This is a genomic window from Desulfovibrio desulfuricans, from assembly GCF_024460775.1.
Classification (GTDB): domain Bacteria; phylum Desulfobacterota; class Desulfovibrionia; order Desulfovibrionales; family Desulfovibrionaceae; genus Desulfovibrio; species Desulfovibrio desulfuricans_E.
The window spans coordinates 112,213-137,581 of record NZ_JANFYZ010000002.1; the positions used below are offsets into that span (position 1 = coordinate 112,213).

General features: G+C 56.4%; 20 protein-coding genes. 3 read left to right on the plus strand and 17 right to left on the minus strand.

From position 1 onward, the window contains the following. Positions 1 to 28 precede the first annotated feature (28 nt). Entirely contained in the window at positions 29 to 1,123 is a 1,095-nt protein-coding gene (locus NE637_RS03165) for an NADH:flavin oxidoreductase/NADH oxidase (RefSeq protein ID WP_227117719.1), read from the minus strand. 155 nt (positions 1,124 to 1,278) lie between these two features. Here NE637_RS03165 and NE637_RS03170 point away from each other — a divergent pair, with 155 nt between their 5' ends. Beyond that, positions 1,279 to 2,580, plus strand: coding sequence for a serine hydrolase domain-containing protein (locus tag NE637_RS03170; protein ID WP_227117717.1), 1,302 nt, complete (start codon positions 1,279 to 1,281; stop codon positions 2,578 to 2,580). Positions 2,581 to 2,730: 150 nt separating this feature from the next. Here the strand turns inward: NE637_RS03170 and NE637_RS03175 are convergent, their stop codons facing one another. The 3 genes from NE637_RS03175 to NE637_RS03185 all read right to left on the minus strand — a co-directional run bounded on the left by NE637_RS03175 (position 2,731) and on the right by NE637_RS03185 (position 6,380). Continuing rightward, entirely contained in the window at positions 2,731 to 3,600 is an 870-nt protein-coding gene (locus tag NE637_RS03175) for an MBL fold metallo-hydrolase (protein WP_227117715.1), read from the minus strand. Positions 3,601 to 3,657: 57 nt separating this feature from the next. Further along, a complete protein-coding gene (locus tag NE637_RS03180; RefSeq protein WP_192111335.1) occupies positions 3,658 to 4,266 on the minus strand; it encodes a rhodanese-like domain-containing protein in 609 nt (202 codons plus the stop codon). Between the two features lie 365 nt (positions 4,267 to 4,631). Then, positions 4,632 to 6,380 (minus strand): ATP-binding protein, encoded by a 1,749-nt coding sequence (locus NE637_RS03185; RefSeq protein WP_227117713.1) that lies wholly within the window; start codon positions 6,378 to 6,380, stop codon positions 4,632 to 4,634. Positions 6,381 to 6,431: 51 nt separating this feature from the next. Between NE637_RS03185 and NE637_RS03190 the strand changes: the two genes are divergently transcribed. Further along, positions 6,432 to 6,746 (plus strand): hypothetical protein, encoded by a 315-nt coding sequence (locus NE637_RS03190; RefSeq protein WP_227117711.1) that lies wholly within the window; start codon positions 6,432 to 6,434, stop codon positions 6,744 to 6,746. A 537-nt stretch (positions 6,747 to 7,283) separates the two neighbouring features. Here the strand turns inward: NE637_RS03190 and NE637_RS03195 are convergent. Both NE637_RS03195 and NE637_RS03200 read right to left on the minus strand, forming a co-directional pair. Next, a complete protein-coding gene (locus NE637_RS03195; RefSeq protein WP_192111338.1) occupies positions 7,284 to 7,922 on the minus strand; it encodes a carbonic anhydrase in 639 nt (212 codons plus the stop codon). A 362-nt stretch (positions 7,923 to 8,284) separates the two neighbouring features. Further along, positions 8,285 to 10,561, minus strand: coding sequence for a methyl-accepting chemotaxis protein (locus tag NE637_RS03200; protein WP_192111339.1), 2,277 nt, complete (start codon positions 10,559 to 10,561; stop codon positions 8,285 to 8,287). A 719-nt stretch (positions 10,562 to 11,280) separates the two neighbouring features. On the opposite strand from NE637_RS03200, the gene NE637_RS03205 reads away from it, so the two are divergent. Next, positions 11,281 to 12,105 carry a nitroreductase family protein gene (locus tag NE637_RS03205; RefSeq protein WP_192111340.1) on the plus strand — a complete coding sequence of 275 codons (825 nt, stop codon included), beginning with the start codon at positions 11,281 to 11,283 and terminating at the stop codon, positions 12,103 to 12,105. A gap of 80 nt (positions 12,106 to 12,185) precedes the next feature. Here NE637_RS03205 and NE637_RS03210 read toward each other — a convergent pair whose 3' ends face one another. From NE637_RS03210 to glmM, 11 genes are all read right to left on the minus strand, one after another. Then, positions 12,186 to 12,392 (minus strand): tautomerase family protein, encoded by a 207-nt coding sequence (locus NE637_RS03210; RefSeq protein WP_192111341.1) that lies wholly within the window; start codon positions 12,390 to 12,392, stop codon positions 12,186 to 12,188. Between the two features lie 22 nt (positions 12,393 to 12,414). Beyond that, the gene (gene modD, locus NE637_RS03215; RefSeq protein ID WP_192111342.1) at positions 12,415 to 13,281 is read right to left on the minus strand and encodes a ModD protein; all 867 of its coding nucleotides are present in this window, start codon (positions 13,279 to 13,281) and stop codon (positions 12,415 to 12,417) included. 115 nt (positions 13,282 to 13,396) lie between these two features. Beyond that, complete coding sequence (locus NE637_RS03220) at positions 13,397 to 14,095, minus strand: molybdate ABC transporter permease subunit (protein WP_192111343.1); 699 nt, start codon at positions 14,093 to 14,095, stop codon at positions 13,397 to 13,399. Positions 14,096 to 14,097: 2 nt separating this feature from the next. Continuing rightward, entirely contained in the window at positions 14,098 to 14,850 is a 753-nt protein-coding gene (modA, locus tag NE637_RS03225) for a molybdate ABC transporter substrate-binding protein (protein WP_227117710.1), read from the minus strand. After that, complete coding sequence (locus NE637_RS03230) at positions 14,828 to 15,580, minus strand: molybdenum ABC transporter ATP-binding protein (protein WP_227117708.1); 753 nt, start codon at positions 15,578 to 15,580, stop codon at positions 14,828 to 14,830. Before NE637_RS03230 ends, modA begins: the two co-directional genes overlap by 23 nt. A 347-nt stretch (positions 15,581 to 15,927) precedes the next feature. Further along, positions 15,928 to 17,505 carry a DnaA ATPase domain-containing protein gene (locus tag NE637_RS03235; protein ID WP_192111346.1) on the minus strand — a complete coding sequence of 526 codons (1,578 nt, stop codon included), beginning with the start codon at positions 17,503 to 17,505 and terminating at the stop codon, positions 15,928 to 15,930. Between the two features lie 608 nt (positions 17,506 to 18,113). Beyond that, a complete protein-coding gene (locus tag NE637_RS03240; RefSeq protein WP_192111347.1) occupies positions 18,114 to 18,791 on the minus strand; it encodes an outer membrane protein in 678 nt (225 codons plus the stop codon). 294 nt (positions 18,792 to 19,085) lie between these two features. Further along, entirely contained in the window at positions 19,086 to 20,357 is a 1,272-nt protein-coding gene (locus NE637_RS03245) for an OmpP1/FadL family transporter (RefSeq protein ID WP_192111348.1), read from the minus strand. A gap of 130 nt (positions 20,358 to 20,487) precedes the next feature. Beyond that, the gene (priA, locus tag NE637_RS03250) at positions 20,488 to 22,869 is read right to left on the minus strand and encodes a replication restart helicase PriA (protein ID WP_227117848.1); all 2,382 of its coding nucleotides are present in this window, start codon (positions 22,867 to 22,869) and stop codon (positions 20,488 to 20,490) included. A gap of 90 nt (positions 22,870 to 22,959) precedes the next feature. Beyond that, positions 22,960 to 23,832 carry a UTP--glucose-1-phosphate uridylyltransferase GalU gene (galU, locus tag NE637_RS03255; protein WP_192111349.1) on the minus strand — a complete coding sequence of 291 codons (873 nt, stop codon included), beginning with the start codon at positions 23,830 to 23,832 and terminating at the stop codon, positions 22,960 to 22,962. Between the two features lie 134 nt (positions 23,833 to 23,966). After that, positions 23,967 to 25,319, minus strand: coding sequence for a phosphoglucosamine mutase (gene glmM / locus NE637_RS03260; RefSeq protein WP_192111350.1), 1,353 nt, complete (start codon positions 25,317 to 25,319; stop codon positions 23,967 to 23,969). Between the last annotated feature and the right edge of the window lie 50 nt (positions 25,320 to 25,369).

Here is a 25,369-nt window from a genome sequence, read left to right on the forward strand (position 1 = left end):
ATTTAAGCGTGTGGCTGTGGAATCAGCCTTACACAAAAAGATCCTTTACGTTATGCGGCTTGCTGCGCAGGTAGGGCGACGGCCCGGCAATGGTCTGCCCAAGAGCGGCAGCGGCATGCCAGGGCCAGCGCGGGTCGTACAGCATGGCGCGGCCAATGGCCACCATGTCGGCCTGCCCTGTGACCACGATGCTTGAGGCCAGTTCCGGCTCTGTGATGAGGCCCACGGCAATAACAGGAAGCTCGCTCACTGCGGCCTTGACCGCCGCAGCCAGCGCCACCTGATAGCCGGGCGCAAGGGTAATCTTCTGGTCGGGCGAAAGCCCGCCGCCGGAAACGTGTATGTATGCGCCACCTGCCTTTTCAACTGCCCTGGCAAAGACAGCGCATTCTTCCACATTCCAGCCGCCCTCGGCAAAGTCGGTACCTGAAACGCGCACACCCACCGGATAGTTGCCAGGAACAACGGCGCGCACTGCTGCCAGCACTTCCAGCGGAAAGCGCATCCTGTTTTCGAGGCTGCCGCCGTAGGCATCGGTGCGGGCATTGCTGAGCGGCGACAGAAATTCGTGCATCAGGTAGCCGTGGGCCGTGTGCAGTTCAATGGCGTCATACCCGGCGCGCACAGCGCGCTTTGCCGCAGTAACAAAGGATTCTGTAAGGCGGGCGATGTCTGCCGCCGTGAGTTCTGTCGGTTTTTGATGGCCCGGCGCATAGGGCAGGGCGGAGGGGGCGCATATTTCCCACCCGCCATCAGCGGGCATGAGCGGCTTGCCGCCTTCCCACGGACGCCCGGTAGCGCCCTTGCGTCCGGCATGCCCAAGCTGGATGCCGATGGGCGTGGAAGAATAGGAGCGGATGGAATCAAGCATGGCCTTGTGGGCGGCTTCCTGTTCCTCATTCCACAGGCCGAGATCCTGCGGGGATATGCGCCCTGGCGCTTCCACTGCCGTAGCTTCCACGATGAGCAGCCCGGCGCCGGAAACGGCAAGAGTGCCGTAGTGCATGGCATGCCATTGCACGGGGCGGCCCTCGTCTGCCGAGTATTGATCCATGGGGGGGACGACTATCCGGTTGGGCAGTGTCAGCCCTTTGAGTTTGATGGGAGAAAAGAGTGGATTCATGGTGTCCTCCTGCTTGGTTTTAATCCTAGCGGAATGCTTTTTCTTTGTTAAGCGCCCAATGCTTGTGAAAAGCGCGCCCGGTATTTACATATGTGCCCAAAAATGGCTCTATCAGCAGAAATAGGGCAGGGCAGTTTTGCCTGCGGGGAGGATGCGTGCAGAAACAGAAAAAAATAATGGGGTTGCTCGCGGGCAAACTGGCGTCCCGGTTTGTTGCCCTGCTGATTGTTGCCCTTTGCGCCTTGGTTCCGGCTGGCGGCAGCGCCGCCAGCGCCGAAAAGCCAGACGATGCGGCTTTGGCCCAGCGGCTTGATGCCGTGTTGAACAAGGCTGTGGCCGAGGGGCGCATAGTGGGGGCTGTGGTCATGGTTGCCCGTCAAGGGCAGGTGGTCTATGCGCGGGCTGTAGGCATGGCCGATGCGGAAAAAGGCACCTCCATGAGTCCGGATACGCGCTTTCGGCTGGCCTCCATGAGCAAACCCATTGCGAGCGCCGCAGCCCTTGCCCTGGCGGATAAGGGCATGATCGCTCTGGACGATCCCGTTACCCGCTGGATCCCCTCCTTTACCCCTGCGCTCGCGGGCAAGGCGGATCCGGTCATTACCGTGCGGCACCTGCTCACGCACACTGCCGGGCTTTCTTATGGATTTTCGGAGCCGCCCGATGGCCCCATGGCGCTGGCCGAAGTTTCCGATGGACTGGATGACCCGCCCATCACGCTGGAAGAAAACATCTGGCGGCTTGCCACGGTGCCGCTTTATTATGAGCCGGGTACAGACTGGAAATACTCCCTTGCCATTGATGTGCTTGGCCAAATCGTATCGCGGGCTGGCGGGGACAAGCTGCCCAACGTGGTGCAGGAGCTTGTAACCGGGCCGCTGGGCATGACGCACACGGGCTTTATGGCAGATGATCCTGATCTGCTTGCCGCACCCTATGTGTGGGCCAATGGCAAGGCCCATCGCATGGCGGAAACTGAAATTGTACCCAATGCTGTTTCCGCCACGCGCTTTCAGCCGGGGAGGGCGCTGGACGAACAGGCCTTTCCCTCCGCCGGGGCAGGGATGGTTGGAACAGCAGTAGACTACCTGAAATTTCTCGAGGCCGTGCGCGAAAACGGCGGCTCCATCCTCAAACCGGATACCGCGAAGGCCATGACTGCCGATCAGGTCTGCCCCATATTGTCGCAAAGGCTGAGTGTAACCGCAGGTAAAACCAACGAAGTTGTTGCACCGGGCTGGGGATTTGGTTTTGGCGGCGCAGTGCTGCTGCGCCCTGAAAAGGCGGAATACCCCGCGGGCCAGAACACCTGGAGCTGGAGCGGCGCATACGGAAGCCATTTTTTCATGGATCGCGCCAACGGCATATCCTTTGTGGCGCTTACCAATACCACGCCTACGGGTATGGCTGGGCCGTTTGCGGTTGACCTTGCAAGGGCCGTGTACGGCAAAAAGTAGCCAAAATTACAAGGCCCATGTTCTGTTGCAAGCTTCCCTCTTTTTTACGCTCCGGCCTTGGTCACACATGTTCTCAAAGCCCCTTCGTCCATTGCGGCATGCCGGTGGAGGAAGGGGCTTTGTCTGTATGCTGGATATTTGTCCTTGGTCTTACATGCGGTTCAGGGGCAGTTTTACAAATTGCAGGCCATTGACGGCCTTGCCGAATTTTCCTGTGCGCATGTTGGCCTGAAGGGAGGGCAATATGAGCGGCGGCACAGCCTTGCCGTTATCGTCCGCCTTGCGTTTTGCCACAAATTCGGCCTTGCCCACTTGCAGGTTCAGCCGCACGTTGGCGGTTTTCTGCTCGCCAACGGTTGCCATGCACTGCGGGCCCCGCACACCCTCAGGCGGGTAGTCATGCCCCACATAGATGCGCAGGTCGTCGGGCAGGGCAAAGAGCTTGCGGGAGGAATCATACGAATCCTCGGCGCTGCCGCCAGGGAAGTCGCACCGGCCTGAACCCACATCGGGCAAAAAGATGGTGTCGCCCACAAAGGCCGCATTGCCCACAATATAGGTGGTGTCTGCGGGGGTATGCCCCAGCGTGTGGATGATTTTTGCGGGCATGTCGGCAATGGTGAATTCTTCATCATTTTCAAACAGATGGTCAAAGGCCGAGCCGTCTGCGGGTGTGTCCTCCTGCGTTTGGAAAATGGGCGTCCAGGTGGAAATGATATCCAGCATGTGTTTGCTGATGGCTATTTTCCCGCCCATTTTTTCCTTGATATAGCTGGCTGCGGTGACGTGATCGGCATGGATGTGGGTTTCAAGAATCCACTCCACCACAAAGCCCTGCTGACGGACAAAATCAATAACGGCATCGGCAGAAACAGTGGATGTGCGGCAGGCGTGGAGGTCAAAATCCAGCACGCTGTCTATAATGGCGCAACGCTTCTGGGCATCGGTTGCAGACCAGACCACATATGTCCAGGTAGCGGTAACGGGATCAAAAAATCCGCGCACGTTGGGTGCAGACATGGCGAACTCCTTTGCAAAAAAGCTAGGGTGAAAGTTCCGGCATCAAGGGAAGGCGCATTACTGGCAGCTTGCGCCGGGGCTTTTGCCAGCTCCAATGGGGCAAGCGCCGCCAGAGCAGCCCTTTTTGTTCCAGGGTGCGCGCGTGAGCAGAAGGGCCAGGCCGCACCAGTTGGTAAGGCCGGAAAATACCTGCCCGCAGCCAATAAAGAGCGCGCCGAGCAGAAAAGCCTTGTGCACAAAAAGCCCCAGCAAAACGAACAGGGCCGTGAGCGCCCCGGCCACAAGGCGCACCTGCCTGTCCAGCGTGGGTGAGGTTTCGCCTGTTTTGGGCAGCGCCTGCCCCGCAGTGGGGAAGCCAGCTTCCTTGCAGGCTGCAAGGCCGCCTTCAATAACGGTTATGTCCGTAAATCCGGCTTCGGCAAATTTGGCCGCCGCCGTTTGCGCACGTCTGCCGCTGGCGCAAAGGGTATAAATGGGGGTATCTGCCAATGCCCCGCTGCGCAGGGCAACCATGTGAGGATCAAGCTCCGTCACCGGGGCCAGCGTGGTCGGAAGGACGAGGCGTTTTTCCGCAAATTCCATGGGGGTGCGCACATCCACAATGAGCGCCTGCTTGAGGTCTTTTTGCCGCAGGGCTTGCGCGCTGATGCTCTTAATAGTTGTCATCATGGCCTCCTTCGGGGGATAGCCTCCGGTTGGAAGGGTATGAAGAGCCGTTCATAGCCGTATCTGTGGCTTGCCGCATATGGTGCAGTCCTGTACATAATACCTCACTATGGGCAGACTGCAAAGCAGCAAGAGGGGGAAATATAGTAGTTGACTACCTTAAGTTCTTTTCAGGTAATCATGTTTCCGGGAGGTGCAAGGCCTGCTTGGAAAGGTTGCATCTGTATAATACGCCCCGCGTGGTTGTGATATTTACAACAAGGTGAGTTATGCTTGCACTGTGCGTGCAAAACAGTTCAGACGCAAGCTGGCAGGAAGGGATGAAGGCTTTTTTCTGAAAAGCGAGCTTGCGGGCTGGCGAGTTTTTAATCCGGACCGTGCAAGGGCGCGTCAGACGTGGTGGAAAGAAGCTGGCCAAGAACTGAAAACATCTTGCTCATAACTACCGGTTTTTCCAGAAACTCATCCATACCGGATTCAAAGGCGTTCTGTATTTCATCGGCAAAAACATTGGCGGAAAGTGCCACAATGGGGGTGTCCACATCAAACTCCCGTATTTCGCGGGTGGCCTGATAGCCGTCCATCACAGGCATGCGAATGTCCATCATGACAATGTCGTAATTACGGCCTCTGGCCTTTTCCACACCTTCTCTGCCATTGAACGCCTGTTCGCACAGCGCTCCTTCACTTTCAAGCATTTCTTTCAGGATTTCACTGTTGATGGCGTTGTCTTCGCAGATGAGGATATTTCTTCCCTCAAGTGAGACGGCGGTGTGCTGAGTGCGATTTTTTTTGTGGAATGCGGTGATATCTGCTGCGGTAGCTTTTTTGTGGGGCAAAATCACAGTAAAGGTCGTTCCCTGGCCGGGCGCAGACTTGCAGGTGATGTTGCCCCCAAGAATGTCCACCAGATTTTTTACAATGGCCAGCCCAAGCCCGCTGCCTGCGCTGGAAACATGATCTTCCTGCGTGAACGGGGAGTACATTCTGGCCTGAAATTTTTTGCTGATTCCCGGCCCGTTATCAGAAATGACGTGGGTCACAACAATACTGTCGGCATTTTCACCGCTGATGTCATTGCGCCATGTTATGGTGCCGCCGGGTTGCGTGTATTTGACGGCATTGTTCAAGAGGTTGACAATGATCTGCTGAACCTTGCGCGTATCAATCTGCGCATGGCAGTTGGTTGCTGTGCAGTTGAAATGCGTTATGAATGTGATGTTTTTTGCCTCGGCCTGGGGCCTGATGATGGACTCAATGTTTTTTGCGCTATGTGCGCCAGTGCAAATTGTTGGTGTAACGTCTATTTTTCCGTTAGAGAGTTTCTGCAGGTCAAGAATGTCAGAAAGAATGGCAAGCAGAAAATTTGAACACGCCTTTATGGTGGAGAAGGCCTTGGTGAGGTCAGGTTCCCTGTGTTTTTTCAGCTCAAGGTCTGATAAGCCGACAATGGTCGCAAGGGGAGTGCGCATGTCGTGGCTCATACGCAAGAGAAAGTCCGACTTTGCGCGGTTGGCCTGGCGTTCTTTCTTCAGCGCTGCGTGAAGCTTGGCATTGAGATCCACTACGTCTTTGCGCAACATGTATTCACTTGTGACATCTTCAAAACTGCCCACAAGACCTACAATTTTTCCGTCTTCATAAAGCGGGCTTTTGCTGGCTACAATGTGGCGGTTTTCGCCCTTGCAAAAGCACATGCCAGGAACCCGTGTGGTGCTCTCGCCCTGCAACACTCGCAGTTCATCATTTTTGTATGGGTCGGGGTCGCTGTGCCAGCCCATGTCTTCATCATTCTTACCCAAGAGCACCTGCTCTGAATCAAAGCCGTAATATTCCAGAAATGCCTTGTTTACGCCGGTGAAACGCCTTTCAGCGTCTTTCCAGAAGATTGCAGCCTGCGTAGTATCCAGAATTTTTTGCAGCAAAACCTGGTTTTGCCGGTTGTGCGCCAGGGTCTCTTTTTCAGTAGAAATGTTGACAAATGCCAGTTGCAGAACTTTTTGGGGAATAACCCAGGAGAGACTGACGCGAATCCATCTGACGTGCCCATCTTGCGGGCGCAGCCTGCACTCCAGAGGTTGCACGGCCTTGCCGGAGATGAACATTGCCAGCATGTGTTCTATCCTGCACGCGTCGGCACTGTGAACATGCATGAGATCGCTGGCGTGGAAGCACTTGCTCGCCTCATTGCCCGATGTGCCTGTCATGGCCAGCGCCTCGCTGTTCATGTAGGTGCAGTGAAGTTTGGCAGGCCCTTGCGCGACCTTCATGCGGATGATGCCGATCGGAATATCAGACAGAACATCAATCGGCTGCTGTTCTGCTGCAGAAATCCACAGTACGCAAACGTTGTCTTCAATGCGCTGGCAGCGGCAGTCAAGGAAGCAATGCATGGTTTCGCAAAATACTGTCCATTCTTCCGCAGCATCATGGGAGAGCGACTTGTTCAGGTGATCCCTGTTTTCGATAATTTTTTCTAAGCTTTCAAAGTCAGTGATTTTTAGGCGTTCAGTAAATCTTGTATTGGCGGCACTAATGGAAAATGTATTACCTGCAATCCGAGTTAAAAGACAGCATGCAATATTTGTTGAACCATTCCACTTCATGAATTGATCTGTCAGATTTTTGTTCATGGAAGTAGTCCCTTGCTTGAGGCTGACTAGCTTGGAATGTATTTCAACTTAGTTAAATATAAAATTTATCTGGTGTAAATGTGAATATTTCTTATAAAGCAATATCTCTGTATTGTTGTGAATTTATAAGTATATGGCTGCGATGGCTGCTAGGTACGCCTGAATGGTAAAAGGCCCGCGCTACGGTGCGCCTTCAAAACAGTTTACCGATGTTTTGCGAGCATGCGTGCACGTATTTGGCAAATGGCATCAATGCCTGTATTCACACCACAGAATGCGAAATGCTAGAACGAGTATAAAAACAGCGGATTTTCCAAGGCTGGAAAATCCGCTGTCACTGCATGTCGCAACAAAAACAAGCGCGTTGGCCTGCGCTCTGGAACGTTATTTTTTCAGGGCCAGAAAATCGTGCTCGTCTGGGTCGTAATATTTGATTTCGCCAGATTCAATATAGTAGAGCCAGCCGTGAACGTGCAGGTCGCCCGATTTTACTCTGTCGCGCACGCACGGGTATGTCATGAGGTTTTCTATCTGAAAAATGATGGAGAGTTTCTCTGTCAGGCGCAGCAGTTTATCCTGTCCAACTTCCTTGCCAAGTGCCAGCGTGGCGAGTTCCTTGGCTTTTTTGCCCAGCGAAAGCCATTTTTGCGTGTGCACAAAGGCCTCGTCATGAATGTCCTTGTACAGGGCTGCGATGGCGCCGCAATAGGTGTGGCCGCAAATGATGATTTCTTCAACATTCAAAGCTGTTACGGCATATTCAATGCCTGCGGCCATGGCGTGATAGTCTTCGTCCGGCTTGTAAGGGGCTACAAAGTTGCCCACGTTGCGCAGCACAAAGAGCTGGCCGGGAGGTGTGTTGGTGATAAGCGATGGAATAACCCTTGAGTCGGCGCAGCCGATATAGAGTACCTTGGGGTGCTGGCCGCTGGAAACCAGTTCCAGAAGCTCATTTTCATGCTTGCAGAAATAGTTTTTTTGAAAAAATTCATTCCCCTGAAGCAAGCGTTCAACGTTCTTCATCAAATAACCTCAATGAACCTGTTGGGTTAGGGCGTGTGTAGTTGCGGGATTTTTGGGAGCGAAATTTGTGAGACCTTGGTATTGCACCACTGTCGGCAAGGGGGGCTGCCTGATTGTTTGCAATCGGGTTATGGCTTTTTACTTTGGACTGTAGGGCAGGCAGTTTGCCTGGTCAGCTCTGGTGCCTGCCGCCTGAGCTGCCGCGATCAGTGCTGGCGCTTGAACAAGCCCTTGACTCAACGCTACATAGCCTGTGGGTAGGGCATCTTGTGTCAAACGTCAAGAAGAGGCTACAGGGCCCGCAAACAGTATGACTGATGCGGGCCCTGTGATATCTGCGCCTGTTCGGAATCTACGGGAACTTATCCTTGCGACAGCGCCTTCAACTGCGCGGCAAGGCGTGAAAGTTCGGCAACGGTGCCGTGCAGTTCACGCGTCAGGGCATTGGTGGTTTCTGCAACATGCTTCACATCTGTAATGGCGCGGTTGATTTCTTCGCTCGTGGCGGATTGCTGTTCCGCTGCCGTGGCGATGGATTGCACGCTGTTACTGGCACTGGCGACAATTTCCACTATCTGGGAAAGCGCGGCGCCGCTCTGGTTGGCCATTTCTGTAGCTCTGCTGACAGTGTCGGCAGTATCGCGCATTTCCTGCATATTGCCCTTTGCCACAGATTGAATGGTTGTGATGGCCTCTGTGACTTCCTTGGTGGCCTGCATGGTCTTTTCCGCGAGTTTGCGCACTTCGTCCGCCACTACGGCAAAACCGCGCCCGGCATCGCCCGCGCGGGCAGCTTCAATAGCAGCGTTAAGGGCCAGCAGATTTGTCTGATCGGCAATATCCGAGATAACTCCCATGATTCTGCCAATGCCCTCGGTATGGGTTTCAAGGGATTCCATTTCCTTGAGCAGAGCGCCAGTGTGACTGTTGACCTCTGCAATGGCAGAAACAGCCTCGTCAACAATTTCCGCGCCATGCCGTGCCTTTTGCCGTGCGTCTTCTGTCTGGTCAGCGGCGGAAGAAGCATTTTGCGCCACCTCGCGCACGGTGGAAGTCATTTCTTCCATGGCGGTGGCGGTCTCCTGCGCGCGGCCGTTTTGCGCATCCGCACCATCCGAAACCTGCTGGAAGCGGTCATTCATCAGGCCCACAGCTTCTGTCAGGCTGTCAGCCGCTGCGCTTATGGAGGTATTCACTTCCTGCATATGCTTCATGGTGGCTTCAATTTCGCGTTCTTTCAGCACCAGGGTGGTCACATCGCGCGCAATTTCCACATAGCCGATTTTATTACCCTGGTTGTCGCGCAGCACATCACTGAACGGCTGAATATAATGCGGATTTTCCGCAGTGCCGATGTCAAGTATGCGCGCCACCACAGACTTGCCGCTGCACTTGGACTGCGCAATGGGGCAGTCGTCGCTCTGGCACACTTCGGTATTGAAGTTGTCGTGGCAGAATTGCCCGCGAAGCTTTGTAATGTCCTTCTCGAGCAAGGTTTCTGTGGCTTTGTTGGCGATGATAATGCGGTAGTCGTCATCTACGCCAAAGATAGGATCGGGCACGGAATCCAGCAGGTTTCTGTATCCCTGCACCTCTGTGAGCATGCTTTCAATCTTGTCCAGCAGCCGGTTGAACCATGAGGCCAGCGCGCCGATTTCGTCCTCGGAGGAATACTTCAGGCGATGGGCCAGCACGGCCCTGTCTTCTGCGATCTCCTGGATGGTCTGACGGATGCTCTGAACTGGCCGCAGCACTGTTATGCTGAGCACAAAGAACGTCATGACCAGCGGCACTACAAGCAGGGTAAGGAAGGCCGCCGCAAGGATGATCCCCGCGCGGCTCATGATGCCCTGCTGTTCAGACAGATCAGTGCTGAACACGAGCACGCCGATCTGCTTGTCCTTGAAATCTGTAATGGGCATGCCGGAAAGCAGGGTGGAGCCGACAATTCGGGTTGTCGATCCCTTACGGGTTGCATCCAGGAAGCTCTTGTCCAGCAATCCCTCGACCTTGCCGTCCTTGGTGCCGCTCACAAGAATATATGAATCGGCAACGATAGGGTGCTTTTCCTTGTTTTGCAGGCCCGTGGCAACCTTAAGGTGCTCGGCATTCATGTACAGCAGCGAGGATTCTCCCTCGCCAGCGCTCAGGCCGCTCAGCACGTTAGTGAAACTCACCAGCACTTCAACAGAACCCAACTGGCTGCCCGAAAGGCTTGTGACAGGCGCAAGGCCCCGGATTTCAAAACCGCCGCTGCCGATTTCGACCCCGCACAGGGCTTTGCCGTTCTTGTTTACCTCAAGCACGGTGGGCCGGAAGGTTGAAAGATCGTCTGAAATATCAACCCACTTGTCGCCCCGCTTGGTCTGTTTGTCGCGCCACAGGCGCGCAAAGCTCCGGGCCGGGGGGAAGTGGTAGTGTATCTGGGGTTTTTCGCCGATAACAGCCTTGAATCCGTCCAGCATGGGAGCGAGGGAAGCGCGCAACATTTCCCGTCCCCTTTGGGCGGTGGCGCTGTTTTCATCGTTAATGTCGCCTTCCATGGCTGTTCTGTAAGCGGCCTCAACTTCGGGCAGCCTGCTCACCAGCGCGGCCATGCGCATGGCCTGTTCGCTGCACAGTTCAATGGCCTGTTTCATCTGCGAGGAGCGGGCTTCGACCAAAGTCTGTATATTTGTTTCGTTAAGTCTTTCAAATTGCTTTTGAATGACAAAATAACAACAAATGCCGATAGCAAGTGTAATACCAGCTATGGGGATGCAGACTTTTGCTCGTAATTGCATCAAAGTTCTCCATATGCAATAGTTTAAAATACTATCGCTTGCTTGTGAAAAAACTTTAGGTTTGTGACAGGTTGTGTAACAAGGCATAGATTCAAGCGCCACTATTTGCTAACAAATAGTATAAGGCGGAGTATATTTGTTCAGAACACAAGCAGAAATGATACCATAGCAGTGTGAAAAAAACAAGTTCCAAGATGATATTGTTTAATAATGGGAAATTATTCTCAAAATTGCCATTCCGATAATTTTGCGGGATCATTTTTTTGGAAAAATGAGAGTGGGAATCTGAAAGCAGGAAACTGATAGTCGAAGGGCACTGCAACTGGTGGCAGCGGATTGCTGAGAAAACAGAGGCGGCAGCTGGGGCCGAGGTTCTGCTGGCGCCTGCCGCTGAGGGCCGGGCCGTGGGTGTGCTGGCGGATTTTTGCCTTTTGGCAGGCATTACCGTAGTATTCGTACCACGGCAGCCTGTAAACCGCCGCTTTTATGTGCAGGATACAAGCCCCTGAGCAGGCTCATGCCTGCAAAGGCGGCATTTTGCATTTTTGACCATGCGTTATAACGCCAGGGAGCCTATGAATTCTTTTATAGTAGATACAGAATTGTGCCGCAAGGACGGAATTTGCGCCAAAGTGTGCCCCATTCAGATTATTGATGGCAATGTTGGTGAATACCCCTCCATGTCTTTGCATAAGGTCAGGGTATGTATTGGTTGCGGGCAGTGCATGGCCTTTTGCCCGGCCAATGCCTGTTCCGCGCCGGGGCTTTCTTCGCAAGACAGCCGTCCCTTGCGGCGTGATCAGCTACCTTCGGCCGAGCAGGTTGAAGAACTCGTATTTTCGCGCCGTTCGGTGCGGAATTTCAAAAACAAACCTGTTCCGCGCGAACTGTTGCACAGGATTCTTGACGGCGCGCGCTTTGCACCTACGGCCAAAAACACGCAGGAGTTGCGCTGGATTGTTTTGGAAACCCGCGAGCAGACGGAAAAGCTGGCAGCCCTGGTCATTGACTGGTTGCGCGCCCTGCCGGAAATTGACCCTGCCACCGCCAAGGATGTACATGCCGAAAGTCTCGTGCGGGCATGGGAAGCTGGGTATGACGTCATCACCCGCACTGCTCCGCAGATTGCCCTGATTGTTGCCCCCAAGGGGCATTGGGGGCCTGCGGATGCCTCCATTGCCGCCGCTTATCTGGAGCTGCTGGCTCACGGGCACAAGGTGGGCTGTTGCTGGGGCGGCTACGTATGCTTTGCCATGGGGCATCCCTCTGCCCACGCTCTGCGGGCCTTTGTAGGCGTTAAGGACGATGAGCAGGTCTATGCCGCACAGATGATGGGCTTTCCCCTGCTTGCCCCCCACTTCAGGCCGCCGCGCAAGGCGCTGGATGTCACCTGGCTGTAAGGCTTTATCTTTGTAGTAAAAAATAAAGGCGGCGACCCGGGCTTCATGTCCGGGCTGCCGCCTTGCTTATTTGATGGCTGCTACTGTTTGCGGCGGCGCACGGTAACGCTTTCGCCGCCGATGCCCCAGTTATCCGTGGAGAGTTCTTCAATAAGAACCACGGTAGTCGCGGGATTTTTGTTCAGCACCCTTTGCAGCAGCTCCGTGACGCCGCTGATAAGTTCTGCTTTCTGTTCCGCAGTGGGGGCTTCTGCACCACCTGTTACCTTAATATTTACAAAAGGCATCTGTACCTCCGCAATTATTGCCCTAGGGGGCTTTTTCCATCACAACCTTGATGTCTGCCGGTTTGCCAAAGTAGGGCCAGCTTGTGACAAGCACGTCAACGCCAGTGGCCGCGTACTGGGCGGCGTTGCCGCCGTTGACGCCGCCAGCGGCCAGAATGACGATGTCATCGCGCAGGGCGCGCACAGCGCCCACGGTTGCGGCAAGGGTCTCGCAATCGAATTTTTCGCACTGAACAATATCAATGCCTGCCTCCGCCACCAGCAGGGCATCGTCAAAGGTGTCCACCTCGGCGCTGACCTTGCGCTCAGGCGCTTTCGCTCGCAATTTATCCATCATTGCTGCCACGCTGCGCAACGAGGTCTGCTGCTCGCCGGGCAGAAAAACGCGGTGCTGGTCAAAAATGAGGATACTGTCCGAGAGGTTTTGCCGATGAATAATGGCCCCGCCGTTCATGGCGGCCTCCAGGCAGATGGTCTTGGCGCCGGGAAAGTTTTTGCGTGTCACGGCAACGCGCACGGCGGGGTTTGCGGTGTGGGCCTGCTCCACCATGTGCGCCGCGCGCGTGGCAATGCCTGTCATGTATTCCATCAGGGTCTGGGCCAGCTTCCAGCCACGGTGCAGGGCGGCGGCGGGGCCTGTGGCCTCCAGACATTGCCGGCCCGCTGCAAGCCTGTCGCCGTTGGCGGCGGTGCGGCTGACAGAAAGACCGCATTTGCGCAGAAGCAATCCGGCTTCTTCCACGCCGCTGATGGTGCAATCCGCCTTGGGCGCAAAGCGCATGACGCCAGAAGCCGCGGCAATGCCGAGCAGTTCTACCGTAAGGTCAAGGCCGGGGCAGTCGTCTGCCAGCAGGCCCTCCAGCCATGTATCGGAACAGGGAAAGTGCATGACATGCTCCTTGTAAATGCAGAACACTATACAGGCTAGAGCAATGTCGGTTGAGAATGTTCCGTCAACGGCGCAGAATCGTGCATTTGCGCTGAAGCAGCGGAGTGATAATGCTCTAGAATGACCTTTTTTGACACCAGTCAATGCCAAGGTACAGTAAAAGACTGATTATCGCCAGTATGGCGCAGAGCAGGGCTGCCCGCTGAAATTCGCCTGTGGATACGGCGTTGAACACTTCCAGCGAGAGTGTATTAGTGCGCCCTGCAATGTTGCCGCCGAGCATGAGGCTGATGCCCACCTCGCCCATGGCCCGCGTGATGCCCAGCAGCAGCCCGGCGGCAAGGCCATGCCGGATGAGCGGCAAGGTCACAAGAAAAAAACACTTGCGGGGTGAGGCGCCGCACACCCGCGCCGCCTGCTCAAAGCGCAGCAGATCGGGATTGTTCAGCGCGGTTTGCACGGGCTTGACCACAAGGGGCAGCCCTGCCAGCCATGCGGCAAGAATGATGCCCCCCTGCGAAAACACCAGGCTGACGCCCAGTGTCTCCCGCAGGGCAATGCCTCCCCAGCCGTTGCGGCCAAAGAGCATGAGCAGCAAAAAGCCCAGGGCCATAGGCGGAAAAACCAGCGGCAGGGTGATGATAAAGTTGATCACCCGCCGCAGATGCGGATTTTTAGCCATGCCCAGCCGGGCAAGAGGAATGGCCGTCAGCGCGTGCAAGATCAGGCAGGCGCTACAGACCCGTAGGGTCAGCAGCACGGAAAAGCTGACTTCAGGCGCACACAGGGCGCGCCACAGTTCATGAAGCTGCATGGCTACAGGCGCAGGCCGTTGCCCGCAAGGATACGCTGCGCTTCAGGGGTTTTCAGAAACTGCATGAACGAGTGCACTTCGGCCTTGTTCTCCTGCCCGGCCACAACACCCGCCACCAGCAGCATGGGCGTATAGCCCTCGCGCACTTCCATCCAGCCGCCAACGCTGTCGCCCTGCTTGCGGGCAATGGCCTCGTTCACAAAGGCGGCGTCAAGATCACCGGAAACAAGGTAGGAAAAGACCTGGGGCACAGTGGAAAGCATGGAAAGCTTTGCCTTGAGCGGCTCCAGCAAGTTGTTGCCCTTCATGAAGGCCACTGCCGCTCTGCCGTAAATGGCCGCCTTGGCATCGGGATAGCCGATTTTGGCAAATTCCGGTTTGGTGAGATCCTGCGCCGAGGCAAGGTGCAGCCCTTTACGCCACGCCAGCACGAGCACGGCTTCGCCAAGCGGTTCATAGGCGGCAAAGGCCAGGCCGGAATCCTGCAACGTGCCTTTTTCTGAAACAATAATGCTGACGCCGCTCCCCGCCTTGGCCTGTTCGATTATCTGCCCGATGTTGCCGCTGTACATTTCTGTGGGTTTTACGCCTGATTGCTGCGCATAGGCCGCGCACAACTGCTGCACCATGGGTTTGTATCCAAGCCCGGTGGTGATGGATGGCCCGTCAGCATGGGCCGATTGCGCAAAAACAAGAATGCATGCGGTCAGTATCAGCAAAAGGCGAAAACGTTCAGGCAATACCAGAGGCTTCATGTGCGGCTCCTGACAAATAGAAGGTGGGGTACGGCAACAGGCCCAAACCGTGCGCCTTGCGAAGGGTAACCTCAACCAAGCCTTGCGCTTCAAGGCGGCCATGGCGCAACAGCAGCATGCTGTTGCCAAGGGCCAAGGCCTCGTCGGGCGAATGGGTGACATACAGCACTGGCACGTTCCACTGCTGCGGAATGCGCGCAATGTAGGTCATAAGGCCATCCTTGAGGCTCATGTCCAGCGATGAAAGGGGTTCGTCCATGAGAAGAAGGCGCGGGCGGCAGAGCAAGGCACGCCCAATGGCAACGCGCTGCTTTTCTCCGCCGGAAAGATGGGCCGGGCGTCTGTGCAGCAGCGGGGCAATATCGAGCAGATCGGCAACGTCACCAAGGGCGGGCGCATCCTTGCTGGCGCGGGCGGCATGAAACCGGAGGCCGAAACGCAGGTTCTCGCGGACAGAAAGGTGTGGAAACAGGCGGGCGTCCTGAAAAACATAGCCCAGGCGTCTGCCTTCTGGCGGCAGGTTTATGCCTTGTTCCGCGTTGAAGCAGGTGATGCCGTGACAGAGTATCTGCCCTGCATCGGGCGTTTCCAGCCCTGCAATACAATTGATAAGGCTTGTTTTTCCGGAACCGGAAGGGCCAAAGATGACAGCAATGCCGCACTCCGCAAGCGCAAATGCAAGTTGCAGTTCAAACTCGCCGTGTTTTTTATGGATATCTACGTGCAGCATGGCCTGTCCTGAATGCGGGGTGGACATGACCGGACGCCTTGTGCGGCCAGTTGGGTCATATCCAGCGAACGTTAAGACCATACGGAGAGTGAAGCCATGTATCAATAAATACACGGTTTAGATTATAAGCGTGAATGTCTGGGCACGGTCGCAGGGGCAGTCTGCATGCCCTGAGGGATGAAGCGGAGCAGGCTTGTGCGTTTGCTGCATGGTACACAGCTAGAGGCCTACAAGGCTAAAGGCCTCACCTCAGGCAAGCATGCAAAGCGAAAAAAAGGATGGAAGGCAGGCTCTGTGGCCCCCAGACAGGGCAGGAGGCAAGGGGGCGTCAGCAGGGTCAAGGGCGCTTACGCGCCCATGCCCGCATTGCGTTCGATAAGTTTGACGGCTCTGGCAATCTGGCGGCCAAGGCTGGTTTCTTTGGAGAGTTCACGTTCCACGCTGGTAATGCCCTTGATAACCGTGGAATGGCGGCGGTTGAATTTTTCGCCGATTTCTTCAAGAGTCAGTTCCGTGTGCTTGCGCGCGAGATAATACACTGTGTTGCGGCCCAGCACGCATTCTTTGCGGCGTGAGCGGGAGCTGAGCTGGCGCTCGTTGAGGCCGTAACTTTCACAGACCAGACGCACGATGGTGGGCATATCCGGCCCGCAGCTGATCTCGGCATACTGGCTGAGCACTTCCATGGCCAGATCAAGGTTCAGCCCGCAATTGAGCAGACGCGCCTTGAAGATGAGGCTGTTCAGGCACGATTCCATCTGGCGCACATCGCCGTCGAGGCGGCAGGCCAGCAGCTCGCAAACGGAGTCGGGCAGCAGCACCTGAAAACTCTTGGCCTTGCGCTCAAGAATGTGGCGGCGCATGTCTTCTGTGGGGCGGCCAATATCGGTGAGGATGCCCGAGCAGAAATGCGACACAAGCTGGCTGTCTACGCGTTGCAGTTCGCGAGGCGAAAACGATGAGGTAAAAATGACTCGTCCGCCTTTGGCCTGAAGGCTTTTCACCACGGCCAGTGCCATGTCCTGCATTTTTTCCTTACCCTGGAGAAAATGCACGTCTTCAAGCAGCAGCACGTCAAGGTCGCGGAAACGGGTTTTGAAATTTTCGATGTCGTGGGTGCGCAGGGCAGCCACAAAGCGCGAGGCAAAATCTTCTGCCGTCAGGTAGCCCACGCGCGCGCCGCTGCGTTCTTCTGCAATGGCGCGTCCAACGGCCTGAGCCAGGTGGGTTTTGCCAAGGCCAGGGGCAGAGTTCATGAACAGGGTGCGTACGCAGCCGCTGCTACGGCTGACATCCTGAGCTGCCGCAACAGCCATATTATTGGTGGGGCCAACCACAAAGTCCGCAAAAGAATAGCGCCAGTTGGTCGCCAGACGGTAGGCCGGGGTGCTGCTGATGGGCAGGGTGGCCTGCAACTGCGGGCGCGCCATCTGCTGGGCAGCAGTGTCCTGACGGCTGGCAGCCTCCGTGGCGTTGGCCGCCAAGCCGGAAAAGGTCGCGTTCAGTATGGAAGATGAGTGCGCGAACTGCTCTGCCGTGTCGGCCTGTCTGGCGGGGGCTTCTGCATTATGGGGCAGGGCAAAAGAAGCGGGCTGCTGCGCAGGGCTGGCCGCAAAGGCCGAGTTATTTCGGTTGTCGCTGGCTGGCAGGTTAGCCGCAGGCTTGCTGCTGTGGGCGGTATCGCCTGCAGCGGTAATGCGCACGTCAACAGAAGCCGGGTCAAGTCCCAGCACCGGGGCTGCTGCTTCACGCAGGGTGGAGAGCATCTTGCCTTCGAGCCAGCTGGCCACAAAAGCATTGGGCGCGGTAAGCAAAAGCCCCCCCGCGTGCACTTGTGCCTGCAAGGGTGCAATCCAGACCTTGAAAACGCCGGAATGCAGCATTTTCTTGAGATTTTCAGAAATTTCCGACCATTGTTCGCGCATGCCGCCTTGTAGCCCAAAATCAGATTTGGGGGCAATTGATGATTCCGAGCTGTTTGAGACATGGGGCCAATTTCTTATCCCCAACTTTGTTTATATCTAATAGGCCTGAATTTTAATATTTTTTAGTTACTCGGCCTGTAGTCCCTATGATGGTATATCCTTTGAGCGCAAGGCTTTCATGGGGTATGTTGGAGATTTAAACATGGGGTCAAAAAGTTTTACACAATTATAATTTGTTTTTTCTCTGTTTTTCTTATGTATACTTCACTTTTTAACTAGGCATCAGCAAACTATGCGCACCGTAAGGCAAGGCAGATTGTCAAGGGGGAAAAAGAAATTTTCGGTGGTTTCATGCCGCATAACTGGACCGGAATTTCCACGAAAATTATATAAAAACTGTTGATATTAAAGAAAGTTAAGAAAATATCCAGGCATGCCCGGAGCATGCGGGCAGCAGATGAATACGCCTGACGCCAGAATGCAAAAAACCCCGGCCTGAGCCGGGGTTTTGTTCCTGAGGGACGGACAGCGCAAGCAGGGCCAGCGCTGGATCTACCGTCCACAGCACGTTGCTGTGCCTCCTGGGAGGCCGCTGTGCTTATCTACGGCTAGAAGCCGTAGCGCAGGCCGAGCATGAACTCGTTTTCGTAGGGGCGGTTGCCAACGTTGTACTTGTTGCCAGCAGAGGTGACGCTCACATCGTTGTAGCCAAGGCTCACAAAGCGGTAGCCAGCATCAATGGCGAAGTGCTCGTTGATGTTGAAGGCAACACCAGCGCCCAGGTTCCAGGCAAAGTTGGTGGTGCGCTGATCGCCGCTGAACTTGTCGCCGTTGTTGGCGGTAAAGTCATAGCCAGCGTAGTTGAAGGCCATGCCAAGACCACCACCCACATAAGGGGTCATGATGCTGTCGTTGTGGAAATCCCAGAACAGGTTTGCAAACAGGGTCGAGGAGTTCCAGGTGCCCTTGACCTGCTTGATCGCCGCGCCGCCATCGCTCCAGGTCTTTTCATTGTTGCCGCGCATGGCGAATTCAAGTTCGGCACGCAGGGGCAGCATCTGCTGGGGCCAGAAGTCATAGCCCAGGGCCATGGCGCCACCAAGGGTGAACTGGCTGTACTGATCTACGCCTGAGCCAGCCAGGGCGCGGGAGCGTTCAATTTGGCCGGTATTTTGAAAGCTCATCAAGAATTTGGGGGCCAGATACATGCCGTTGCCTTCAGCAGCGGCAATGTTGGGCAGTGCCAGACTCAGCACCAGCGCCAACGCAAGAATAAAGCGTTTCATGACAGTCCTCCTAGGTACTTTCCTCCAAAAAAATGAAGGCAGCTTTAAAGTTGAAACAAACATTAGAAAATGTCAATATTTTTTCTATATTGGCAGCAGTGATGACGTATATTTACTGTGTTGACCATGCAAAACAGTATGTTGCAACGCTTTGATTCAACTGGAAACAAAATGTATTCTGTACAAAAAAGAAAAACCCGGCTGTTTTTTAACAACCGGGTTCATATGCTATTGCGCCATAAGCGCCCGCCGTCTTCACAACATCAGCGGGGCGCGTCTGGCCAGCTTGTTTTTTTAGAACGTGTAACCCACTGAAAGCATATAGATATTTGCGGAAACATCCTTGGAATTGCCGCCAGTAATGCCTACCTCGGGCGATATGCCCTTGGCATCGGTGCCGCCGTAGTCAAGCGAATTGATCCACAGGTGGGCGTAGGCGAGGTCCACGGTCCAGTTATTCCAGTTGAAGCCAGTACCCACGCTGAGCGTTTTGCGGCCATTGGTGGGGATCATGAAGTCGGCGTGGCTTTCATTGACCACGGGCGTCTCATAAGAAAAACCTGCGCGCAGGGTCCACCAGTCAAGGGGCTTGTATTCCACGCTGCCGTTGAAGTTCCAGCCGTCGCGCCATTCCTTGTTGTTGATGGAATTGTAGCCGCTGTCCATATAGATGTTCAGGGCATTGTAGGTGGACCAGCGGGTCCAGACCGTGCCCACTTCAAAACTCAGATTGTCCAGCGGCTTGTAGGTAACGCCCAGGGCTGCCGAATCGGGCAGCTGAAGCACGGTGTTTGCGCCGCAGTTTCTGGCCTCGGGCAGGTGTTTGGCCTTGCTGATGGCGTTGTTGCCCTGATAGGCGAATTCCACGTCGCCATTGATGTTCATGGTCACCTGACTCTTGTAGGACAGGCCAACCGACCACTGGTCGTTGAGATGCATGTGCAGGCCAAGGTGTGCGCCATAACCCCATCCGTTCCCCTCGAGCTGCATGTCGTTGTCAAATTTTTTGCCGTTGTTGTAGGTCAGAATTTTGTTGCCCATGTACATGTGGGCGTTCATGGCTTCCACGCCTACAGAAAAGGAGACCGTATCATTGAGCTTGATGGCAAGGGTAGGCACGAAGGAAATAGTCTGTACGCCGATGTCATAGACATTGTACCTGCCCGCCCAGTCACCCGAATAGCTGTTGCCAAGGCCGAAACGAGAAAAAACGCCCAGACCGACCCATGCGTTGTCGCTGAGCTGGTGGCTCAGATAGGCGTGCGGAGCATTCCAGAGGGCGGGCTTCGTGTAGGTCGAGGTTTCGCGGCTACCATAACTGGTGGAAATACCGCCAGAAGGGCTGATGAGGGCAAAGCCGCCCATCGTGCGGGTGCCGGGCAGTTGCGTAATGCCTGCGGCATTATACGCAATGGCCGAAACATCATCAGCGCGGCCCACCATGCCGCCAGCCAGGGAAACACCTCTGGCGCTCCATTCATTCAGGGAGAAACCTTCGCCCCAGGCTACGGGCGCGCAGCAGGCCACCAGAGCCAGCGCCAGACATACAGCACGAAAAACCTTCATCACCCCTCCACTAAGATGCAAAAAAAGCGCACAACAGCCCATCCCGGCATACCTTAGTACGCTGGTACGGTTGTGATGTCGCAGAAACGGACGCGGCTGTATGGCCGCCCTCGACAACAGTAATGGGCTGTCACAACATATTTATCGGATCAAGGTCAAGGAAAAGTCGCAAGTGTCTTGAAGCTTTTTGTGACAAAGCAAAGAAATAGAGCGAGCGCAGAGCCTGCCAGTCCTGCCCTTTTATCAAACATGTAAAACGTTTACGCCCACGCAGCAGGGCCAGTGGGGCGGGAGCGGGGCCAAGGAGCTGCACGCCAAGTTCCGCAGCCTTGCCGCGCAGGGCCAGAGCCAGATCGTTGAGAGCAGGGGGGCCGCCCTGTTCGTTCAGCGCGTAGGATATGCGAATGAGCGCCAGACGCACAAAGGGCGGGTAACGGCGCAGCCGCCGTTTGGCAAGCTCCGCCTGATAAAAACCCTCATAGTCTGCGGTGCGCACGTACTGCCAGCAGTAGTGCTCCACATCACGCGTCTGGATAAGCACCCGGCCCGGCTTGTCGCCCCTGCCAGCGCGCCCGGCAGACTGCACCAGCAGTTGAAATGTGCGCTCGGCGGCGCGGTAGTCCGGCAGATTCAGACCAAGGTCCGCATCCGCGATGACGGCCAGCGTCACCAGCGGAAAGTGATGCCCCTTGGAGAGCATTTGCGTACCCACCAGTATGGGGGCCTCCTGCCGGGAAAAGGCCGCCAGGATTTCTTCCATGCGTCCGGGCCTGCGGGTGCTGTCCCTGTCCAGCCGCAGCACAGGCCCCCCGGCCAGTACGCTCAGGCGCTCGGCCAGGCGTTCTGTGCCTTCGCCCATGGGCAAAAAGTTCATGCCGCCACACTCTGGGCAGGGCGAGGGAAAGGGGCGGCTATAGCCGCAATAGTGGCAGACGAGTTTTTCCAGTCCCTTGTGGTAGGTGAGCCCAATTTCGCAGTGCGGGCAGCGCAGGGTGCGGTTGCAGTCAAGGCAGTACATCAGGGGGGCGTAGCCGCGCCTGTTGAGCAGCACCACGGCCTGCTCGCCGCGCTCAATGGTCTCGCGCAGTGCGGCCTCGCTCTGCGGGGCCAGCAGCCCGTCCATGCTGGTTGAGCCGGGCGCGAGGGCGCTGATGTCCACCAGTTCCACCGGCGGCAGCTCGCGTCCGCCCACGCGGTGCGGCAGCCGCAGGATGGGCAGGTGGCCGTTTTCAGCAGCATAAAAGGTCTTGAGGTCTGGCGTGGCAGAACCAAGCACCAGCAGCCCCTTTGCCTGGGCAACACGGAACCATGCCACTTCCTTGGCCTGATAGGCCAGGCTTTCGTCCTGCTTGAAAGAGCCGTCGTGCTCTTCGTCAAGCACAATGCAGTTCAGATGCGGCACTGGCAGAAACAATGCCGAACGCGTACCCACGACGATGCAGGGGGTGTCGCTTTGCGCCATCTGGCGAAAGGTCGCTTCCCGCCGTGCGGGCGACTGGTAGCCGTGGTAGAAAAATAACGGAGCATCGGGCAGCGCGCAGGTGGCATCGCGCCGCAGTTTGTGGGCCAGAGCCACCTCGGGTGCGAGCAGCATGACGCTTTTGCCCGCCGCAAGGCAGGCCTTGGCAAGTTCAAGGTATACTGCTGTTTTGCCGCTGCCGGTCACGCCAAAGAGCAGGCGGGAGGAAGCCTCCTCTGCCCGCAGTGCCTCCAGCATGCTTTCAAGCGCACGTGCCTGCTCATCGTTAAGGACAAAGGGGGCAGGCGGGGGCGGCAACAGGCTTTGCTCTGTGGCGTCCAGAGCGTCATCATCGTCAACGCCGTTGTCTCGCGCTAGGTTGACGTGCCCAGCTTCCAGCAGGGTATGGAGGGCTGGGGTTACGGCCTGCCCGAGGGATTGCACAAGCCGCCTGCGGCTCACGCTGCCGTGCTGGTGCAGATAGTCCAGAACCTCAATCTGGCGTTTGGCCGAGGGCCGCACAGGCCAGGGCGGGTCAACGCGCAGCAGGCAAAATTCTTCGCTGGCGGCGTCTGTGCCGGGGGGCAGCATGCGGGCCGTGCCTTTGCAAAGGGACTCGGCGAGCGCCTGACGCTGTTCAGGCAGGGCTTCACGGATGCGGGCCAGAGTCCAGGCCACAGCCTTGCCCGATTCAATATTGCGCAGCCGCACCCGTGCAAGGCGCAGCCCCTGTGGCAGCACATGCCCCAGAATATGACCGGGGTGCAGCCCCTGACGGCGGGCCAGATCTTCAGCCAGTTCCAGCAGTACAGCGGGGAGCAGGGGGGCGTTTTCCAGCGGCCAGCCAAGGCTTTTGCAGTCAACGCCTTCCGGCACGTCGGCGGTGGGGCTGACGCGCAAAAGCACTGCGGCGCGCAGGGCGGTGCGCTCGCCCCGGCCCAGCGGCACGGCCACGCGCAAGCCGGGCTGCCAGAAATCGGCGGGAAATTCGGGCGGCAGCGTGTAGGTAAGGCTGGCGTAGGGCGGAGTGAGCAGGGCGACTGTGGCGTACATGTGGGGCAGAGTTACGTAATACGGCCCCAATGGCAAGCCTCCTCTGGCGAACCAGAGGAGGCTTGGGGCAATACGTATGTGCAGCGGGTTTTAATGGAACTGCACAAAATTCTTGAGCAGCTTGAGCAGATCGTAGCGCAGTTCTTCGTCCTGAAGGGCAAAGTAGATGTTGGCGGTGAGAAATTCCGCCCAGTCGCCAGCGTCAAAGCGCATGCCGGACATACGCACAGCCATCATGCCCCTTTCCTGAGCCATGGCCTGCAGTGCGTCGGTAAGCTGGATTTCGCCGCCGTGACCTGGCTCGACCTTTTCAAGATAGTCAAAAATATCAGGTGTGAGCACATAACGGCCAACAATAGCCATGCGCGAGGGCGCGTCTTCACGGGCGGGTTTTTCCACCATGTTTTTGACGCGGAACACGCCGGGGGTCACTTCATCGCCATCAATGATGCCGTAGCGGCTGACCTTCTCCCACGGTACTTCCATCACGCCGATGACCGGCATTTTTTCGGCCATGGCCACTTCAATGAGCTGGCCGATGCCGGGAGCGCCGCCAAACATGAGGTCATCGCCCACCATGATGGCAAAGGGATCATCACGCACAAGTTCGCGCGCGCAAAGCACCGCATGCCCAAGGCCAAGCTGGCGCTTTTGCCGTACGGACATGATGTTGACCATCTCGGCCACCTTGCGCACTTCAGCCAGTTTGTCGAGCTTGCCAGCGCGTTCAAGCACGCCCTCAAGCTGGAGGTTGTAGTCGAAGTGATCTTCAATAACCGTTTTGTCGCGGTTGGTGACGAAAATTACATCTTCAATATTGGCGCGCTGCGCTTCTTCAACCACATACTGGATGACGGGCTTGTTGTAGATGGGCAGCATTTCCTTGGGAATATTCTTTGTTGCAGGCAAGGAACGGGTGCCCCATCCGGCCACAGGAATGACGACTTTACGAATATCCTTCATGCATGCCTCCAAGGGGGGTAGACAAAACAATTTTTATTAGCGGCAAACCGATGCAAGCAATAAACGGATAGCGGCCATACTGCAAGCAGTTCCTGCCCGATCCGGGAGCGCCGCCGCGATGTGCAACAGTCAAATCAGCGCAGTTCGCGCTCAACCACAACGGCCAGATCTTCGGCGAAAGTTTTGACCTTTTCGGGGTTTTCGCCTTCCACCATGACGCGGCAAAGAGATTCCGTGCCGGAATAACGCAAGAGCACACGCCCGCGCCCTGCCAGTTCCGCCTCGACCTTGGCAACAGCCTCGCCAATTGCGGGGCGTTCCTCAAAGGGCAGGCGTTTTTCCACTCGCACGTTGATAAGCTTCTGCGGGAAGGGTTTGAGCCTGCCCGCCAGTTCGGAGAGAGGCTTGTCCTTTTCGCGCATGATGCGCAGAATTTGCAGGGCCGCCAGCAGGCCATCGCCAGTGGTGCTGTACTTGTGGAAAATAAGATGGCCCGACTGCTCGCCGCCCAGCATGGCGCCTTCGCGCCGCATGGCTTCCATAACGTAGCGGTCGCCCACCTTGGTGCGCAGCAGCGAACCGCCGTGATCCTTCATAAAAATTTCCAGGGCCATGTTGCTCATGGCGGTTGCCACAAGCAGATTGCCCGGCAGTTCGCCCCGGGCCATCATGGCCTGGGCGCACATGGCCATAAGCTGGTCGCCGTCAATGATGTCGCCGTGTTCGTCCACAACAATGAGGCGGTCGGCATCGCCGTCCAGCGCAAGGCCCACGTCGGCCCGCACCTCGCGCACCTTGGCTGCCACCACTTCGGGATAGAGCGAGCCGCAGTGTTCGTTGATGTTGGTGCCGTCAGGGCTTGTGCCGATGCGGAAAACTTCGGCTCCAAGTTCTTCAAGAGCCAGCGGGGCAACCTTGTAGCTGGCGCCGTTGGCGCAGTCAATCACAATGCGCAGGCCCGAAAGGGTCAACTGGGGGGGGAAGCAGCTTTTTGTGTAAACAATATAGCGGCCCCCTGCGTCTTCAATCTTGGTGGCGCGGCCCACGCCGCGCGCTTCCGGATAGGGCCATTTAAAGTCCGAATCCAGCACCATGGCCGATATCTCGTCTTCGGTCAGGTCGGGCAGCTTGTAGCCATCGGCATCAAAGAACTTGATGCCGTTGTCGTGAAAGGGGTTGTGCGAGGCGGAAATAACCACCCCAAGGTCGGCCCGCATGCTGCGGGTAAGGAAGGATATGGCCGGAGTGGGCAGCGGGCCGGTCATGATCACGTGCATGCCGGCGGCGCACAGGCCGGAAGTGAGCGCAGATTCAAACATGTAGCCTGAAAGGCGCGTATCCTTGCCGATGACCACCTTGTGCTGGTGGTCGCCGCGCCGAAAGCGCACGCCCGCCGCCAGACCAAGTCGCAGGGCCACATCCACGGTCATGGGATAGTTGTTGACCGTGCCGCGCAGTCCGTCTGTGCCGAAAAGACGCTCAGCCATGAAAACTCCTTACCTCTAATTCTTTTGCAGCGCGCAGACGCGTTTCAGCG